This window comes from Streptomyces sp. SS1-1, assembly GCF_008973465.1.
GTDB lineage: Bacteria > Actinomycetota > Actinomycetes > Streptomycetales > Streptomycetaceae > Streptomyces.
The window spans coordinates 4,691,146-4,708,489 of the sequence record NZ_WBXN01000004.1; the positions used below are offsets into that span (position 1 = coordinate 4,691,146).

The following is a 17,344-nucleotide window of genomic DNA, read 5'->3' on the forward strand; positions in this document are numbered from 1 at the left end:
CGTCAGCGGTCGTCTACGTCACGTCCCGGCGACCGATCCGCCGGGAATACCCCGCGGTCGCGGTGCCCGTTCTGGCGTTCCTCCAGTTCCTTCATCAGGTCCTGCAGCTCCGAGCGCATCCAGTCACGGGTGGCGACCTCGCCCAGGTTGACCCGCAGCGCCGCGACCTCGCGGGTCAGGAACTCGGTGTCGGCGATCGACCGCTCGTTCTGCTTGCGGTCCTGTTCGAGGTTGACCCGGTCCCGGTCATCCTGCCGGTTCTGAGCGAGCAGGATCAGCGGGGCCGCGTACGACGCCTGCAGGGACAGGGCCAGCGTCAGGAAGATGAACGGGTACTCGTCGAAGCGCAGCTCGCTGGGCGCCGCGATGTTCCACAGCACCCACAGGATGATCACGACCGTCATCCACACCAGGAACCGCCCGGTGCCGATGAACCGGGCGACCCGCTCCGACAGGCGCCCGAAGGCGTCCGGGTCCCACTCGGGCAGGATGCGGCGGCGCGGCGGGCGCGGCTGGTCCAGCCGGGTCCGCGGTCCCCGTCCGGCGGCGGTCGCGCCCGCCGTGGCGCGCTCGCGTCCGCCGCTCTCGCGCTCAGGAGCCATCCGTGCCGCTCCCCTCGCCGGAGTCCTCGTCCAGGTGGAACTCGGTCTCCCGCCAGTCGTCGGGCAGCATGTGGTCCAGGACGTCGTCCACGGTCACCGCGCCCAGCAGCGACCCCGAGTCGTCGACGACGGGGGCCGCGACCATGTCGTACGTCGCGAAGAACCCGGCGACGACCGGCAGCGTCGCGTCCGGCTCCAGGGCCTCCAGCGCCTCGTCCACCATGGAACTGACCAGGGTGTACGGGGGGTCGCGCAGCAGCCGCTGGAAGTGGACCGTGCCGAGGTACTTGCCGGTCGGCGTCTCGTCGGGCGGACGGCAGACGTAGACCTGGGCGGCCAGGGCCGGGGACAGGTCGGGGTGCCGGATACGGGCGAGCGCGTCGGCGACGGTGGCGTCGGGCCGCAGGATGATCGGCTCGGTCGTCATCAGACCGCCCGCGGTGTGCTCCTCGTACGCCATCAGACGGCGCATGTCGGCCGCGTCCGAGGGCTGCATCAGGTTCAGCAGCCGCTCCTGCTCGTCCGGGGGCAGCTCGCTGAGCAGGTCGGCCGCGTCGTCCGGGTCCATGGCCTCCAGGACGTCGGCGGCGCGCTCCTGCTTCAGCTTGCCGAGGATCTCGATCTGGTCGTCCTCCGGCAGCTCCTCCAGCACGTCGGCGAGGCGGTCGTCGTCCAGGGCGGCGGCGACCTCGGCGCGGCGCTTGGGGGAGAGGTGGTGCAGCACGTTGGCGAGGTCGGCGGGCCGCAGCTGCTCGAACGTGGCCAGCAGGTTCTCCGCGCCCTGCCCCTGCTCCTCCAGGGAGAAGCCGGTGACCGCGGACCACTCGACCGTCAGCGACTCGCCCTTGGCCCGCCGGAAGGCGCCGCCCCTACCGCCCTTGCGGACGAACACCTTGTCGATCTCCCAGTCCCGACGGGCGGGCAGCTGCTGCACCGACAGGTCCAGGACGGTGACCTCCTCGTCGGTCTCCACCAGCTTGACGCGCCGGTCCAGCAGTTCGCCGAAGACCAGCCGCTCGGTGGGCCGCTGCTCGAACCGGCGGACGTTCAGCACCCCGGTCGTGATGACCTGGCCGGACTCGATGCTGGTCACCCGGGTCATCGGCAGGAAGATACGGCGCCGGGTGGACAGTTCGACGACCAGGCCGAGCAGCCGCGGCGGGCGCCGGCCCACGCGCAGCATGACGACCAGGTCCCGCACCCGGCCCACCTGGTCGCCGTTCGGGTCGAACACGGCGACACCGGCGAGGTGCGAGACGAAGATCCGGGGGACGCCGGCTGCCATGACTGAGGCTCCTCTGTGTGCGGGTCGGCCGAATTGCTGATGCTGCTGGGACGGGGTGCCGCGCCGTGGGCGCCCTTTCCCAAATGCCCGCTCAAGTGGGCTTCAGGCTAGCCCGTCCGCATCCGGTCCGCCCTGGTGAGCGGTCCGGACGGACTGGCTCCGTCCAGGGCCCCGCGCCCCGGTACGCTGCCGTACGCCGCTCGGGTACCACGACAGAAAGGCAGCCCCACCTGTGACTGCGATTCCCCACGGCCGCCCCCGCAAGGCCGCGCTGGTGTCCGCCATGTGCGCCCTGGTCGTGTCGGCGACGGGGCTGACGGGATGCGGCAGCGAGGACCCGGACGCGGGGACGAACGGGGTCGGCAAACTGCCGCCGGCCGAGATCCAGCGCAAGACCCGGGCCGCCGCCGACTCCGCCCAGGCGGTGCACCTCTCCGGGAACGTGGTCACCAGCGGACGCACCTACCGGCTCGACATGCGGCTGAAGGCCGACGGCGCGACCGGCTCGGTCACCGCGCGCGGCTCCACGTTCCATCTGCTGCGCGTCGGCGAGCAGCTGTTCCTGAAGGCCGACGCCGGCTTCTGGAGCGACGCGGGCACCGGCGGCAAGACGGACGCCGGGGCCGTCGACAAGCTGGACGGCAAGTACGTGAAGGTGCCCCAGGGTGATCCCTCGTACAAGAAGTTCAGCGGGTTCACCGAGAAGGACGTGCTGCTCGACGGGCTGCTGGCGCTGCACGGCGAGGTCACCACGGACGGGCACCACGAGCAGGCGGGCCTGCGCACCATCCGGCTCTCCGGGGACGGCGGCGACGGCGGCACCCTCGACGTCTCCCTGGAGGGCAAGCCCTACCCGCTGCTCCTGACCCGCGCGGGCGGCGCCGGCACCCTCACCTTCTCCGCGTGGGGCAAGGACTTCCCGCTGGAGAAGCCGAACAAGGACGACACCGTGGACTACGGCAAGCAGCTGCCGTCGTCCTGACCGCTCAGCCCCGCCCGCGGCGCTTCGCCAGCAGGCGGGGGAGTCCCGCCGGGACGGGGCGTCGGGTCGTCGCCGGTGTCGGGACGGGGACCTCGGCGAGGGAGCCGTCGGGCAGCGGGGCCGGCGCTCCCGCCGGCTCCAGGCGCAGCACCCGGCACTCACGCGCCCAGCGCTCGGGCATCGCCTCGCCGTCCGGGGCGTTCAGGCGCTTGCCCTTGAGGTCGGCGACGGCGGCCTCCCACGCCTCGGTCCGCGCCGCCAGCTCCACGACCCGCGCCGGCCAGGACACCAGCCGGCCGCCCTTGTCCTTGCTGCGCACGGTGACCTCGACGGCGGCCCCGTCGGCCAGGCCGGGAAGCGGCTGCTCACCCGGGCCGTCGCCCACGACACACGCGGCACCCTCGTGCCACACGTGCCACAGCGCGCGCGCCGGGACACCGGGCGCCGCGACCCAGACGAGCCCGGACTTCTTCGTGGCCTCCTCGACGAGGGCCTGGTCGAGCAGCTCGCTTGTCATGGCCCCCAGCCTATCCAGCGGGGCCCGGCCGGATCAGAGCCAGCCGTTGCGCTTGAGCGTGCGGTGGATGCCCAGACAGATCGCCACCGTCACGCTGAGGATCACCGGGTAGCCGTACTTCCAGTGCGTCTCCGGCATGTAGTCGAAGTTCATGCCGTACACCCCGCAGACCATCGTCGGGACGGCGATGATCGCCGCCCACGAGGTGATCTTGCGCATGTCCTCGTTCTGCGCGACGGACGCCTGCGCGAGGTTGGCCTGGAGGATCGAGTTCAGCAGCTCGTCGAAGCCGATGACCTGCTCGTGCACGCGCGCGACGTGGTCGGCGACGTCCCGGAAGTACTTCTGGATGTCGGGGTCGATCAGCCGCATCGGCCGCTCGCTCAGCAGCTGCATCGGGCGCAGCAGCGGCGACACGGCCCGCTTGAACTCCAGTACCTCGCGCTTGAGTTGGTAGATCCGGCCGGCGTCCGTGCCGCGCGGCGCGCCCTTGCGGCCCGGCGAGAAGACCTCGGTCTCCACCTCGTCGATGTCGTCCTGCACGGCGTCGGCGACGGCGATGTAGCCGTCCACCACATGGTCGGCGATGGCGTGCAGCACCGCGGACGGGCCCTTCGCGAGCAGCTCGGGGTCGTCCTGGAGGCGGTGCCGCAGCGCGCGCAGCGAGCCCTGGCCGCCGTGCCGGACGGTGATGAAGAAGTCCCGGCCGGTGAAGCACATCACCTCACCGGTCTCCACGACCTCGCTGTTGGCGGTGAGCCGGTCGTGCTCGATGTAGTGGACCGTCTTGAAGACGGTGAACAGCGTGTCGTCGTAGCGCTCCAGCTTGGGCCGCTGGTGCGCCTGCACGGCGTCCTCGACGGCCAGCGGGTGCAGCCCGAACTCGCCCGCGATACCGGCGAATTCGGCCTCGGTGGGCTCGTGGAGCCCGATCCAGACGAAGCCTCCGTCGCGGCGCACCTGGCGCATCGCCTCGTGGGGCGTCAGCGGTGTCGCGGTCGCCACGCGGGCGCCGTCGCGGTACACGGCGCAGTCGACGACGGCGGAGGGCGTCGCGGGGTCACGGGTGGTCTCGTACGGGCCGCTCTCCTTGCGCAGCGAGATGCGGGACGGACGGACCACGGCACGCAGGTCGCGGATCATCGACATGAGCAGGCTCCTTCGCGACGGGCAACGAAGCGCGCGCGTACCGCCGCACGGATGGAACTGCCCGGAATGAGGACGTCCTGACCTCAGGATGTTTGGTACGTCCACAAAGCGGGGAGCACCGCACCGTTGCGGTGATGGGCTTCGTTGCTGAAACAGATCAGACCGATCAGGCAAAGCGAAACGAAGTGCTCTTCCGCGTCAGGAACACGAGCGTGAAAGGCGGCGGTCAGCCGGAGCCGGAACAGCCGAACCAGCTACATCAACGGCGGGAAGAGCGAGTGGTACTGCACGGTCGACTTCGATCCATGACAGCCCCACCTCCTCCGGCCGGTCCCTCGTGAGGGACGTTCCATACCCCTAAGGGGTTCCCCGTACGGGAGTATTCAGGCGTCGGGACTCGTTCGCGATGCCTCGGCACGCTGCCCGAACACCGGGCAAGAGTATCAGCCGACTGAAGTGTCAAGGCGCTGCTTTGCCGCGTCCTGACGAGTTCTATGCTCGCGACATGGCTGATGTTCTTCCCCTGGTCGAGGCCCGGCTCCGCACCGCCCTCGGCGAACCGGACGCCCGCGCGGCGGTCACCTTCCTCGGCACCGACCGCGTCGAGGTGCTCCGCTTCCAGGAGGGCGACATCGTCCGCTACGCGACCCTCGGCATGTCCGCGCACCCCATGACGGACCCGACGGCCGTGATCGCCGACCCCGTGAAGGGCCCCCGCGCCGAGCTGGTCCTGTCCGTCCGCGCCGGACTCGCCGACACCGACAAGGTGCTGCGCCCGCTCGCGGTGCTCGCCGCGTCCCCGCAGGTGGAGGGTGTCGTCGTGGCGCCCGGCGCCTCCCTCGACGTCGGTGAACCCCTGTGGCCCGGCGCCCCGTTCACCTCGGTCCTGGTCGCCGAGCCGGGCGGTCTCGTGGAGGACCTGGACCTCGACGCCCCGCTGGACCCGGTGAGCTTCCTGCCGCTGCTCCCGATGACACCGAACGAGGCCGCCTGGAAGCGTGTGCACGGCGCCCAGGCCCTCCAGGAGCGCTGGCTGACGCACGGGACGGACCTGCGGGATCCCACCCGCACGTCCGTCCCGCTGACGTGAGCGTCACGTGAGCGATCTCACCGAAGAGCCCTGGAGAAGCGTCAGTTGGCGAACACGGTGACGCTGTCCTCGGTCGCGTGCCGCGTGGCGTGCTCCTCGGCCTCCAGTGTGAGCGCCCTGCGGCGGACGAGGACGACGAGCGCGCCCAGCACCGCCGTGACGGCCGCCACCACGAACGGCACCCGCAGGCTGCCGGTCCACTCCTCGATCCGCGGGGCGAAGAACGGCGCCGCGGCCGCCGCGAACCAGCGGACGAAGTTGTAGCCGGCGCTGGCCACCGGGCGCGGCGCGTCCGACACGCCGAGGGCCAGCTCGGTGTAGACGGTGTTGTTCACGCCGATGAACGCACCCGACAGGATCGTGCAGACCACGGCGGTCGTGTGGTCGCCGTAGCCGAGGACCAGCACGTCGGCCGCGAGCAGGACGAGCGAGCCGCCGAGCACCCGCAGCGAGCCGAAGCGCTCCTGCAGACGCGGGGCCACGATCACCGAGAACACGGCGAGCAGCACACCCCACGCGAAGAACACCGCGCCCGACCGGTACGGGCTCATGTCCAGCACGAACGGCGTGAAGGCCAGCACGGTGAAGAACGTGTAGTTGTAGAAGAACGCCGAGGCCGCCGCCGACGCCAGGCCGCCGTGGCCGAGCGCGCGGATCGGGTCGAGCACCGAGGTCTTGGTGGCCGGCCTGGGCTGCTCCTTGAGGAACGCCGTGATGCACAGGAAACCGACGGCCATCAGGAACGCGGTGCCGAAGAACGGGTAGCGCCAGCTGGCGTCGCCGAGCAGCGCCCCCAGCAGCGGGCCGCAGGCCATGCCGAGCCCGAGGGCGGACTCGTACAGCAGGATCGCCGCCGCGCTGCCGCCGGCCGCGGCTCCGACGATCACGGCGAGCGCGGTGGAGACGAAGAGCGCGTTGCCCAGACCCCAGCCGGCCCGGAACCCGACCAGTTCGCCGACCGAGCCGGAGGTGCCGGCGAGGGCCGCGAAGACGACGACCAGCGCCAGACCGAGCAGCAGCGTCTTGCGACCGCCGATCCGGCTGGAGACGAAGCCGGTGAGCAGCATCGCCACGGCGGTGATCAGGAAGTACGAGGTGAAGAGCAGCGAGACCTGGCCGGCCGTGGCGTCCAGGCCGCTCGCGATGGACGGCAGGATCGGGTCGACGAGCCCGATGCCCATGAAGGCGACGACGGACGCGCCCGCGGTGGCCCAGACGGCCTTGGGCTGCCGGAGGATGCTGCCGGATCCCGCGTCGAGGGGGTCCATGCCGTTCTCCAATCAGGACTGGGACAGTCGGTGAAGGTGGTTGGTACCTGAACAGATTAGATTAGCTAGCCTAATTAATGCAAGCTACATCTATATATGCCGGTCCACGCCTTCCGTCCGGACGGGTGATCGTCCTTGACGTGGCGCGGATGGGGTAGGACCGTGGGGCCCTATGAGGGGCGAACCCAGTTGCCCGAAGTGCGGTGGCCGGGTCAGGGCTCCCGGACTCTTCGCCGACACCTGGCAGTGCGACGTGCACGGCACCGTGCACCCGGTGCAGCCCGTGATCCCGCCGAGCGTCGAGGCGCTCGGAGTGGTCGTGCACCGCACACGGGTGCCCGTGTGGATGCCGTGGCCGCTGCCGATCGGGTGGCTGTTCACGGGCGTCGCCAGCGCGGGCGACGACCGCAGCGGCGGACGCGCGAGCGCCGTGGCCTGTTCCGGGCCCGGACCGCTCGGCGGCCCCGGCGAGCTGATCCTGGTCGCCGAGGAGCTCGGCGTCGGGCTCGGCGCCCGCTACGCCGGGATCGACGGACCCGACCCCGGGCCGTACCTCGACGTCGAGAAGCCGCCGCAGGCCAAGGTCCTCGCCACCGGCCGCCCGACCCCGCTCTGGCATGTCTCCGGCACTCCCGACGACCGTGCCGTCTTCGCCGGCGAGGCGCTCGGGGTGTGGCTGTGGGCGATCATGTGGCCCGAGCAGTCCGGGCTGCTGATGTACGACGAACTGGTGCTGACCGATCTGCGGGACGCCGGCGCCGAGGTGGAACTCGTCCCCTGCGGGGCGCTCTCCCCGCGTCTGCTCGAGCCGTAGCAGGGCACCCCCGTGTAGGGGGCGCCGGTACCGTGCGGGTGTGACAGGCGTGGCCGGAAATACGGCTATCCTTGTGCGGTCCCTTCCGTGCCGTCCCGACTGGAGTCCGCGTCGTGCGTATCGACCTGCACACCCACTCCACCGCGTCCGACGGCACGGACAGCCCCGCCGAGCTGGTGCGTAAGGCCGCCGGGGCCGGGCTGGACGTCGTCGCCCTCACCGACCACGACACGACCCGTGGCTACGCCGAGGCGATCGCCGCGCTGCCGGAGGGCCTCACGCTCGTCACGGGCGCCGAGCTGTCCTGCCGTGTCGACGGCGTCAGCATGCATCTGCTGGCCTACCTCTTCGACCCCGAGGAGCCCGCCCTGCTCGCCGAGCGCGAGCTGGTGCGCGACGACCGGGTGCCGCGCGCCCAGGCCATGGTCGCCAAGCTGAACGAGCTGGGCGTGCCCGTCACCTGGGAGCAGGTGAGCCGGATCGCCGGCGGCGGCTCGGTCGGCCGCCCGCACGTCGCCTCCGCGCTCGTCGAGCTCGGCGTCGTGGGGAGTGTGGACGAGGCCTTCACCCGGGACTGGCTGGCCGACGGCGGCCGGGCCCATGTGCGCAAGCACGAGACGGATCCCTTCGAGGCCGTCCGGCTGGTCAAGGCCGCCGGGGGCGTCACCGTCTTCGCCCACCCCGCCGCGAGCAAGCGCGGCCGTACGGTCCCGGAGTCCACGATCGCCGAGCTGGCCGCCGCCGGCCTCGACGGCATCGAGGTCGACCACATGGACCACGACCCCGGCACCCGTACGCGGCTGCGCGGGCTCGCCCAGGAGCTCGGCCTGCTGACGACCGGTTCGAGCGACTACCACGGCAGCCGCAAGACCTGCGTCCTCGGCGAGTACACGACCGACCCCGAGGTGTACGGCGAGATCACGCGGCGGGCCACCGGCGCGTTCCCCGTCCCCGGTACCGGCGGAGTCTGAGACCCTCACCCGCCCGTCCGATCCACCCGGCGCCGTCCGCCGTGCCCACCCGTCCGCCCCCGCGGGCGCCCGGTCACGGCGGCACGCCCCTGCGCAAGGCACTGCTCATCCCATGTTCGACGTCGCCGTCTTCGGCTCGCTCTTCCTCACCCTCTTCGTGATCATGGATCCCCCCGGGATCACCCCGATCTTCCTCGCGCTCACCGCCGGCCGGCCCGCCAAGGTGCAGCGGCGGATGGCCTTCCAGGCCGTCTGCGTGGCGGGCGGCGTGATCGCCGTCTTCGGGCTCCTCGGCCACCAGATCCTCGACTATCTGCACGTCTCCGTGCCGGCGCTGATGATCGCCGGCGGTCTGCTGCTCCTGCTCATCGCGCTCGACCTGCTCACCGGCAAGACGGACGAGCCGCAGCAGACCAAGGACGTGAACGTCGCCCTCGTCCCGCTCGGCATGCCGCTGCTGGCCGGGCCAGGCGCGATCGTCTCCGTGATCCTCGCCGTGCAGAAGGCGGACACCGTCGGCACCCAGGTGTCGGTGTGGACGGCGATCCTCGCCATCCACGTGGTGCTGTGGCTCGTGATGCGGTACTCGCTGCTGATCATCCGGGTCATCAAGGACGGGGGAGTGGTCCTCGTGACGCGGCTCGCGGGCATGATGCTCTCCGCGATCGCCGTCCAGCAGATCATCAACGGCGTCACCCAGGTCATCCAGGGGAGCTGAGGCGCCCCTGGGCGCAAGGACACACCAAAGGGCCCCGTACGGCGTCGTGCCGTACGGGGCCCTGAAGCTTCGCGTCGATCCGCGCGCGTTACGAGGCCGAGGTGTCGGCCGGGCGGATCCAGAGTCGCTGCCCTGTGGCGGCAGCCTGCTGAACGATCCGGTTGACGGAGGCGGCGTCTACGACAGTGCTGTCCACGGGCGTGCCGTCGAGCTCGTCGAGTCGCATGATCTCGAAGCGCATATGGCTTCTCCCTTCGTCTGGTCATCCTCCTGAGGAGAACATCTGGGTGGAGGCCCCACGAGCACCAGCGCTCCCGGTTCCATACCTATCCAACGGTTCGCGTGTTACGAACATTCCCTACGCTAAAGAAATTTTTCGAACGACTAACTACTGACCGGTAAGGGATCGTGGAACGATCAAGCAGAGACCGACCGGGACCAGTTGTGTTCGCAGCGTGACCGCCGGGACAATGGAGGCGATGAACGACGACCTGGCGGCGCTCGCCGCCCGCATCGACCACACGAACGAGCTGCTGCTGCGCATGCTCGCCGAGGTGGCGAAGACGCCCTCCACTCACGCGATCTTCGTCGACGCGGGCTACCTCTACGCCGCCGCCGGGCGCCTCGTCGCCGGCACGGAGGACCGCCGGGCCTTCGACCTGGACGCCGAGGGACTGATCGAGGCCCTCATCGACCGCGCCCGCACGATCTTCGCCGACAGCCGGCTGCTGCGCGTCTACTGGTACGACGGCGCCCGGCGCCGCATCCACACCGCGGAACAGCAGTCGATCGCCGAACTCCCCGACGTCAAGGTGCGCCTGGGCAACCTCAACGCCCACAACCAGCAGAAGGGCGTCGACTCCCTCATCCGGACCGACCTGGAGTCCCTGGCCCGGCACCGCGCCATCAGCGACGCCGCCCTCCTCGGCGGCGACGAGGACCTGGTGTCGGCGGTCGAGGCGGCCCAGGGCTACGGGGCACGCGTCCACCTGTGGGGCATCGAGGCGCCGGAGGGCCGCAACCAGGCCGAGCCGCTGCTCTGGGAGGTCGACAGCCAGCGCACCCTCGACCTCGACTTCTTCAAGCCGTACGTCTCCCGGCGCACCTCCGCCGCCTACGAGGCCCCGGCCGCCCGGCCCACCCGGGAGGACGTACGGTTCGTCGGCGCGCAGATCGCGGCCAAGTGGCTCGCGGCGCGAGGACGCGAGTCACTGGTCGAGCTGCTGCCCGGCCACCCGTACCTTCCGGGCTCCGTCGACCAGGACCTGCTCGTCGAGGCGGAGGGACTGCTCCAGTACTCCCTGCGCGGCCAGGCCGACCTGCGCCGCGCACTGCGCGACGGCTTCTGGGAGCACCTGCAGACGCAGTATTAACCCCCGGTGACCTCGTCCCAGAAGTCGGCCGTCGCCCGGGCGGTCGGCAGGGGCCGGTCGGCGTTCGGGGAGTGCTCGGCGCCCGGGATCACCGTCCGGTGCGCGTGCAGTCGTACGGCCATGTCGTCCAGGACGGAGACCGGCCAGGTGTCGTCGCCGGCTCCCGACAGGACGTGGAACGGCAGCGGCAGCGCGGCAAGTTCGTCCACCCGGTCCGGCTCCGCGCACAACTGACGTCCCGTCGCCAGGAGTTGCGCCGGCTTGGTGCCCAGCCAGCGGCGGCGCAGCAGGTCGGGGCCGCCGATGCCGCGCGCCGGGCCGCCGACCTCCTCGGGCGGCCCCATGGCGAGGATCGCCTCCCAGGTCTCGGCCATGGTCATCACCGCGAGCGCGTCCCTCAGCAGCTTCACGCGCTGCTGCTGGGAGTCGGAGATCTGCGCGGGACCCGACGCCATCAGGGTCAGCGACCGGAACGGCGTGTGGTCGAGGAGGACGGCCGCGCGGGCGATCTGGCCGCCCAGCGAGTGGCCGAACAGGTGCAGCGGGGTGTCCAGGGGGCCGAGGGCCGCCGCCTGGGCGAGCACGTCCCGCGCCAACTCGCCCCGCTCGTACGCCGATTCGTCATGCTCGGGCCCGTCCGACTCGTGCTGGCCCCGCCCGTCGACGGCCACCGTGCGGTAGCCGCGCTCCGCCAGCGGCCCCTGCATCAGGGTGAAGTCCTCCTTGCTGCCGGTGAACCCGGGCAGCATCAGCGCGACCCCGCGGGGCCGCACCCCGGGCGCGACGGGGCAGTCGACGACGGCGAAGGCGCCGCGGTCGGTGCGCAGCGGGTAGGCGCGGGAGCCGGGAGGCGGGGTGTGGACGGGTTCGGTGCTCACGAGGGGGAGGGTAACCGGTACGCCCCGCCCCGGACCGCACGGGAGCCCGGGAACGCCGACGGCCCGGCCCCCCTCTCGGTGGGGCCGGGCCGTCGGCGTGACGCGGGTCAGCTCTCCGCGGGCTCCTCGGCGGCTGCCGTCGCCTTGCGGGCGCGGCGCACCTTCGGCTTCGCCTCGGCGGCCGTCGCCACGGTCTCCTCGGCGGCCGCGGCCTTGCGGGTACGGCGGCGGGGGGCCGCCGGCTCCTGCGTGGCCTGGGCCGGGATGTCGGCCGCCTCGGCGGTCGCCGCGGTCTTCCGCGTGCGGCGCGTCTTCGGCTTGGCCTCAGCGCCCTCGGCGGTGTCGACGGCGGCCTCGGCGGTCGCGGCGGCCTTGCGGGTCCGGCGCGGCTTGGGCTCGGCAGCCGTCTCGGCCGCGTCGGCCGGAGCCTCGGCGGTCTTCCGCGTGCGGCGCGTCTTCGGCTTGGCCTGCGCGCCCTCGGCGGTGTCGACGGCCGCTTCGGCGGTCGCGGCGGCCTTGCGGGTGCGGCGGGCCTTGGGCTTGGCCTCGGCGGCCTCCGGCTCCTGAGCCGTCTGCGCCGGGATGTCGGCCGCCTCGGCGGTCGCCGCGGTCTTGCGGGTGCGGCGGGCCTTGGGCTTGGCCTCGGCGCCCTCGGCCGTGTCGACGGCGGCCTCGGCCGGCGCGGCGGTCTTCCGGGTCCGGCGGCGCGGGGCGGCCGCGGGGGCCTCCTCGGTCACCGGCGCCTCGGTCACCGGTGCCTCGGCGACCGGCTCGGACGCCCGCACGGTCTCCTCGGCGGCCTCGGCCACCGGTGCCGTCTGCGCCTCCGCCGACTTGCGGGTGCGGCGACGGCGCGGCTTCGCCGCGGTCTCCTCGCCGGTCTCCAGGGCCGGGCCCTCGGCGGTGGCGACGGCGGCCTCGGCCTCCTGGGGGGCCGGCGCGGCGGCCGTAAGGGACGCCTCGGCCGACGCTCCGCCGCGCGTGCGGCGACGGCGGCGGGGCGTGCGCGACTCGGTCGCGGACTCCGCGGGGGCCGCCTCCTCCGGCGTACCGGTGACGGCGGGCGCCGACTCGGCGTCCAGCGGGGTGCCGCCGCGGGTGCGGCGACGGCGGCGCGGCGTGCGCGCCGGGCGCTCACGCTCCGCGGTACGGGAGTCGTCCCGGCCGCCTCGGCCACCCCGGCCACGGGCGCCGCGGCCACCGGTCTCGCCGAGGTCCTCCAGCTCCTCCGCCGCCAGCCCGGCGCGCGTGCGCTCCGAGCGGGGCAGGACACCCTTGGTGCCGGCGGGGATCTTCAGGTCCTCGAAGAGGTGCGGGGACGTGGAGTACGTCTCCGGCGGGTCGTTGAAGTCGAGCTCCAGCGCCTTGTTGATCAGCTGCCAGCGCGGGATGTCGTCCCAGTCGACGAGGGTGATCGCGATGCCCTTGGCGCCCGCGCGGCCGGTGCGGCCGATGCGGTGCAGGTACGTCTTCTCCTCTTCGGGCGACTGGTAGTTGACGACGTGCGTGACGCCCTCGACGTCGATGCCGCGCGCGGCGACGTCGGTGCAGACGAGGACGTCCACCTTGCCGTTGCGGAAGGCGCGCAGCGCCTGCTCACGGGCGCCCTGGCCGAGGTCGCCGTGGACCGCGCCGGCCGCGAAGCCGCGCTGCTGGAGCTGGTCGGCGAGGTCGGCCGCGGTGCGCTTGGTGCGGCAGAAGACCATGGCCAGTCCCCGGCCCTCGGCCTGCAGGATGCGCGCGACCATCTCGGGCTTGTCCATGTTGTGCGCGCGGTAGACGAACTGCGCGGTGTTCGCGACCGTCTTGCCCTCGTCGTCCGGCGCGGTGGCGCGGATGTGCGTCGGCTGCGACATGTAGCGGCGCGCGAGGCCGATGACCGCGCCCGGCATGGTCGCCGAGAACAGCATGGTCTGGCGGCGGGCCGGAAGCAGGTTGATGATCTTCTCGACGTCGGGCAGGAAGCCCAGGTCCAGCATCTCGTCGGCCTCGTCGAGGACGAGTGCCTTGATGTGCTTGAGGTCGAGCTTCTTCTGGCCCGCGAGGTCGAGCAGGCGGCCGGGGGTGCCGACGACGACGTCGACGCCCTTCTTCAGGGCCTCGACCTGCGGCTCGTAGGCGCGGCCGCCGTAGATGGCGAGGACGCGGACGTTGCGGACCTTGCCCGCGGTCAGCAGGTCGTTGGTGACCTGCTGGCACAGCTCGCGCGTGGGGACGACGACGAGCGCCTGCGGGGCGTCGGTGAGCGCGTCGGGACGGGCGCGGCCCGCCTCGACGTCGGCGGGGACGGTGACCCGCTCCAGGAGGGGGAGGCCGAAGCCCAGCGTCTTGCCGGTGCCGGTCTTCGCCTGGCCGATGACGTCCGTGCCCGAGAGGGCGACGGGGAGGGTCATCTCCTGGATGGGGAAGGGGGTGACGATGCCGACGGCCTCCAGGGCCTCGGCGGTCTCGGGAAGGATTCCGAGCTCTCGGAAAGTCGTAGTCAGGGTGCTGCCTCTTCTGTGTACGCGGTGCGAGGCGAGCGCGCGGGGGGTCTTGACGGACCGTGCCGGGGACGTCGGCTGCCGTACGGCGGGACCGTAAGGCACGGGACCACTGCCGACGCTCTAGCGCTCGTACCGCTGAGGGTGTCCCTCCGGTCGTCGTACGCATGGTGCCGTACGACCGGGGAGGGCTGTCGGGTCGGAGCCGATCGGGCCACCGACCGGGCATCCTCATAACGCGCGGCCCGTCGGGTACGTCAAAGTACTCAGCGGGCGCATTACCACCATACCCCGGAATCGCGCACATGCGATGGCCGAATTGGTCACGTAGTCGTCGTCACACTGATTGACCAGGGACTTCCGTCACGCACCGAGCGGGCTATTGTGCGCTTCATGACGACGCCTGACAACACCTCTGACGCCGCGGACACCGCCGACACCCCCGTCGCACGCACCGGGGTCGCCGCCCAGGACTGGGCGAAGGCCTCCGCCGATCCCCAGTACCGGGCCGCCGTCGTCGACCTGCTCGGCGCGCTGGCCTACGGCGAGCTGGCGGCGTTCGAGCGGCTGGCGGAGGACGCCAAGCTGGCGCCGACGCTCGCGGACAAGGCGGAGCTGGCGAAGATGGCGTCGGCCGAGTTCCACCACTACGAGAAGCTGCGGGACCGGCTCGCCGACATCGGCGTCGAGCCCACCGAGGCCATGGAGCCGTTCGTGGCCGCCCTGGACGGCTTCCACCGGCAGACGGCCCCCTCGGACTGGCTGGAGGGCCTCGTCAAGGCGTACGTCGGCGACTCGATCGCCAGCGACTTCTACCGGGAGGTCGCCGCCCGGCTCGACTCGGACACCCGCGACCTGGTGCTGGCCGTGCTGGACGACACCGGGCATGCCGAGTTCGCGGTGGAGAAGGTGCGCGCGGCGATCGACGCCGACCCGCGCGTGGGCGGCCGTCTCGCGCTCTGGGCACGGCGTCTGATGGGTGAGGCGCTGTCGCAGTCGCAGCGGGTGGTCGCGGACCGGGACGCGCTGTCGACGATGCTCGTGGGCGGGGTCGCGGACGGGTTCGACCTCGCGGAGGTCGGCAAGATGTTCTCCCGGATCACCGAGGCGCACACCAAGCGGATGGCGGCGCTGGGCCTCGCGGCCTAGCACGTACGCGTAAGGCGCTGGGCGGCCGCTTCCTGCGGGTCAGGCGGTCGCCGAGCGGCGGCCGAGTCTTCCCGCGGGGCGCACCAGCAGGGAGAGCGAGGCGACGGCGACGATCGCGGAGCCGGCCAGGATCACGGCGAGATTGCCGAAGTCGAGCGCGGTGTCCGTGACGAAGGCGCCGAACAGGGCGCCGCCGGCACCGGTCGAGAGGACCAGCGAGCGGGCGGGCATGCGGTGCGGCAGGCGGCTGTACGCGGCCCACGCCAGGGCCAGGCCGAGGATCGCGGAGCTGAGCGCTTCCAAGAGCATGCTGGGGTCCCTCCCACATGGCCGACCTGCTCGAAACGGTCGTACCCCGTCATACCCCTGACCTGCGGAATCCAATCCTCCTCTGTGAACGGGCTGTGTTCCGCGCGTGGAGGAGACCTGGAGGTGCCGTCCGGGGTGCGGGAACGCGAGAGGGGCCCGGCGACCGTGGTCGCCGGGCCCCTCTCCGCACGCCTTGGCGCGGCTGCCTCAGAGTGCGCCGAAGCCCACCTTGCGCGGAGCCGGCTCACCGAGCTCCACGTACGCGAGACGGTCGGCCGGGACGAGGACCTTGCGGCCGTGCTCGTCGACGAGGCTCAGCAGCTGAGACTTGCCGGCCAGCGCCTCGGACACCGCCCGCTCCACGTCCTCGGCACTCTGACCGCTCTCCAGAACGATCTCGCGGGGCGCGTGCTGCACGCCGATCTTGACCTCCACGGCTATGTCCCTCCGACGGTCAGTGAAGTGCGCGACCATGCGCGCCGTACCCAGCACACATTAGCCCGGTGAGGGGATGTCCACGCTCCGCCGGGCCACGCCAGGAGCGAACAGCGGGCGGGAACAAACGCGCACCACGCGCGCGTGCGGGCGCTTCGGCCCGTACGCGCGCGTGGATGCGTGACGTGTGCGGCTCAGTGCGCGTCGGAGCCGTGCAGCGGGAAGCCGGCGATACCCCGCCAGGCCAGCGACGTCAGGAGCTGGACGGCCTGGTCGCGCGGGACGCTCCGGTCGCTGTGCAGCCAGGAGCGGGCCACCACCTGCGCGAGCCCGCCGAGGCCCGAGGCCAGCAGCATCGACTCCGCGCGCGAGAGCCCGGTGTCCTCGGCGATGACGTCGCAGATCGCCTCGGCGCAGTCGTTCGTGACCTTGTCGACGCGCTCGCGCACGGCGGGCTCGTTGGTCAGGTCGGACTCGAAGACCAGCCGGAAGGCGCCGCCGTCGTCCTCGACGTACGCGAAATAGGCGTCCATCGTGGCGCGCACGCGCTGCTTGTTGTCGGTGGTCGACGCGAGCGCGCTGCGCACCGACTGGATCAGCGACTCGCAGTGCTGGTCCAGGAGCGCGAGATAGAGGTCGAGCTTGCCCGGGAAGTGCTGGTAGAGCACCGGCTTGCTGACGCCGGCGCGCTCGGCGATGTCGTCCATCGCGGCCGCGTGGTAGCCCTGCGCCACGAAGACTTCCTGGGCGGCGCCCAGCAGCTGGTTCCGTCGGGCACGGCGCGGCAGGCGCGTGCCTCGCGGGCGTGCCGCCTCTGTCTGCTCGATGGCTGTCACGCCGCCTCCCAAGATCGTCCACATGCGGTGTGCGCCGCGTCGCCATCGTACTTTTCGGTAACCCGGGTGTGCGCGGTGCGAGCGCAGAATTTCACGGACCGGACGGTGGCGAAAGTCGCACAGAGGGTTTGAAACCAGGCCGCAATGGGCAGGTGCCCGACTCTTTCCTGTTCAGCGGCCCTGTTCCGGGGCTCGCGAAGCCGTCCGGTCAGCGATAGTCGTCCTCGTCGAGGGAGACCACGCGCGCCTGCTCGACGAGATCGGCCTCGTTGGCCCGGTCCGGGTCCACCTCCGTCAGCGGGTCGTCGCGGTCCGGCTTGATGTCAGCCTTCTGCTCGGCCGCGTCGGCGGGCGGTGCCTCGACGTCGAACTCCTCGGCGTCCTCTGAGTCGTCGTGCACGAAGGTCTCGGGGTCGGTGGGATCGACGGCCATGGTGGGGCTCCCTTTCCTAGAACGTCCCCGTGGGGGGTGCGGTGTCCCCGGG

The 17,344-nt window shown here is 72.0% G+C and carries 19 protein-coding genes; 7 read left to right on the top strand and 12 right to left on the bottom strand.

The window, feature by feature from the left end; all coding sequences use genetic code 11:
- Positions 1-2: 2 nt before the first annotated feature.
- Complete coding sequence (locus F8R89_RS23035; protein WP_151785721.1) at positions 3-602, bottom strand: DUF1003 domain-containing protein; 600 nt, start codon at positions 600-602, stop codon at positions 3-5.
- On the bottom strand, positions 592-1,887 hold the full coding sequence (locus tag F8R89_RS23040) for a magnesium transporter MgtE N-terminal domain-containing protein (RefSeq protein WP_151785722.1): 1,296 nt from the start codon (positions 1,885-1,887) through the stop codon (positions 592-594). The genes F8R89_RS23035 and F8R89_RS23040 overlap by 11 nt, the downstream gene beginning before the upstream one ends.
- 232 nt (positions 1,888-2,119) lie before the next feature.
- Here F8R89_RS23040 and F8R89_RS23045 point away from each other — a divergent pair, with 232 nt between their 5' ends.
- Positions 2,120-2,869, top strand: coding sequence for a hypothetical protein (locus tag F8R89_RS23045; RefSeq protein WP_151785723.1), 750 nt, complete (start codon positions 2,120-2,122; stop codon positions 2,867-2,869).
- A 4-nt stretch (positions 2,870-2,873) separates the two neighbouring features.
- On the opposite strand, the gene F8R89_RS23050 is transcribed toward F8R89_RS23045, so the two are convergent.
- Positions 2,874-3,386 carry a hypothetical protein gene (locus F8R89_RS23050; protein ID WP_151785724.1) on the bottom strand — a complete coding sequence of 171 codons (513 nt, stop codon included), beginning with the start codon at positions 3,384-3,386 and terminating at the stop codon, positions 2,874-2,876.
- Between the two features lie 33 nt (positions 3,387-3,419).
- Positions 3,420-4,535, bottom strand: coding sequence for a magnesium and cobalt transport protein CorA (locus tag F8R89_RS23055; RefSeq protein WP_151785725.1), 1,116 nt, complete (start codon positions 4,533-4,535; stop codon positions 3,420-3,422).
- 505 nt (positions 4,536-5,040) lie between these two features.
- On the opposite strand from F8R89_RS23055, the gene F8R89_RS23060 reads away from it, so the two are divergent.
- Complete coding sequence (locus F8R89_RS23060) at positions 5,041-5,625, top strand: suppressor of fused domain protein (RefSeq protein ID WP_151785726.1); 585 nt, start codon at positions 5,041-5,043, stop codon at positions 5,623-5,625.
- A gap of 41 nt (positions 5,626-5,666) precedes the next feature.
- On the opposite strand, the gene F8R89_RS23065 is transcribed toward F8R89_RS23060, so the two are convergent.
- Positions 5,667-6,893, bottom strand: coding sequence for an MFS transporter (locus F8R89_RS23065; protein ID WP_151785727.1), 1,227 nt, complete (start codon positions 6,891-6,893; stop codon positions 5,667-5,669).
- Positions 6,894-7,065: 172 nt separating this feature from the next.
- Here F8R89_RS23065 and F8R89_RS23070 point away from each other — a divergent pair, with 172 nt between their 5' ends.
- The 3 genes from F8R89_RS23070 to F8R89_RS23080 all read left to right on the top strand — a co-directional run bounded on the left by F8R89_RS23070 (position 7,066) and on the right by F8R89_RS23080 (position 9,396).
- Complete coding sequence (locus tag F8R89_RS23070; protein ID WP_151785728.1) at positions 7,066-7,707, top strand: DUF6758 family protein; 642 nt, start codon at positions 7,066-7,068, stop codon at positions 7,705-7,707.
- A 113-nt stretch (positions 7,708-7,820) separates the two neighbouring features.
- Entirely contained in the window at positions 7,821-8,678 is an 858-nt protein-coding gene (locus F8R89_RS23075) for a PHP domain-containing protein (protein WP_151785729.1), read from the top strand.
- A gap of 112 nt (positions 8,679-8,790) precedes the next feature.
- Positions 8,791-9,396: a MarC family protein gene (locus F8R89_RS23080; RefSeq protein WP_151785730.1), complete on the top strand. Its 606-nt coding sequence runs from the start codon at positions 8,791-8,793 to the stop codon at positions 9,394-9,396.
- Between the two features lie 88 nt (positions 9,397-9,484).
- Here F8R89_RS23080 and F8R89_RS23085 read toward each other — a convergent pair whose 3' ends face one another.
- Complete coding sequence (locus F8R89_RS23085) at positions 9,485-9,637, bottom strand: hypothetical protein (protein WP_151785731.1); 153 nt, start codon at positions 9,635-9,637, stop codon at positions 9,485-9,487.
- 238 nt (positions 9,638-9,875) lie between these two features.
- On the opposite strand from F8R89_RS23085, the gene F8R89_RS23090 reads away from it, so the two are divergent.
- Complete coding sequence (locus F8R89_RS23090) at positions 9,876-10,769, top strand: NYN domain-containing protein (RefSeq protein ID WP_151785732.1); 894 nt, start codon at positions 9,876-9,878, stop codon at positions 10,767-10,769.
- Here F8R89_RS23090 and F8R89_RS23095 read toward each other — a convergent pair.
- Together F8R89_RS23095 and F8R89_RS23100 are read right to left on the bottom strand one after the other, a co-directional pair.
- Positions 10,766-11,647 (bottom strand): alpha/beta fold hydrolase, encoded by an 882-nt coding sequence (locus F8R89_RS23095; protein ID WP_151785733.1) that lies wholly within the window; start codon positions 11,645-11,647, stop codon positions 10,766-10,768. The genes F8R89_RS23090 and F8R89_RS23095 overlap by 4 nt on opposite strands.
- Before the next feature lie 107 nt (positions 11,648-11,754).
- Positions 11,755-14,040, bottom strand: coding sequence for a DEAD/DEAH box helicase (locus tag F8R89_RS23100; RefSeq protein WP_225994468.1), 2,286 nt, complete (start codon positions 14,038-14,040; stop codon positions 11,755-11,757).
- A gap of 474 nt (positions 14,041-14,514) precedes the next feature.
- Here F8R89_RS23100 and F8R89_RS23105 point away from each other — a divergent pair, with 474 nt between their 5' ends.
- A complete protein-coding gene (locus F8R89_RS23105) occupies positions 14,515-15,279 on the top strand; it encodes a ferritin-like fold-containing protein (protein ID WP_151785735.1) in 765 nt (254 codons plus the stop codon).
- A gap of 39 nt (positions 15,280-15,318) precedes the next feature.
- On the opposite strand, the gene F8R89_RS23110 is transcribed toward F8R89_RS23105, so the two are convergent.
- The 4 genes from F8R89_RS23110 to F8R89_RS23125 form a co-directional block, all read right to left on the bottom strand.
- Positions 15,319-15,588: a hypothetical protein gene (locus F8R89_RS23110; RefSeq protein WP_151785736.1), complete on the bottom strand. Its 270-nt coding sequence runs from the start codon at positions 15,586-15,588 to the stop codon at positions 15,319-15,321.
- A 207-nt stretch (positions 15,589-15,795) separates the two neighbouring features.
- A complete protein-coding gene (locus F8R89_RS23115; protein WP_062668721.1) occupies positions 15,796-16,023 on the bottom strand; it encodes a DUF3107 domain-containing protein in 228 nt (75 codons plus the stop codon).
- Between the two features lie 194 nt (positions 16,024-16,217).
- Positions 16,218-16,859, bottom strand: a complete 642-nt coding sequence (locus tag F8R89_RS23120; protein ID WP_062668722.1) for a TetR/AcrR family transcriptional regulator — start codon at positions 16,857-16,859, stop codon at positions 16,218-16,220.
- A gap of 208 nt (positions 16,860-17,067) precedes the next feature.
- Positions 17,068-17,292, bottom strand: a complete 225-nt coding sequence (locus tag F8R89_RS23125; protein ID WP_151785737.1) for a hypothetical protein — start codon at positions 17,290-17,292, stop codon at positions 17,068-17,070.
- Positions 17,293-17,344: the final 52 nt, after the last annotated feature.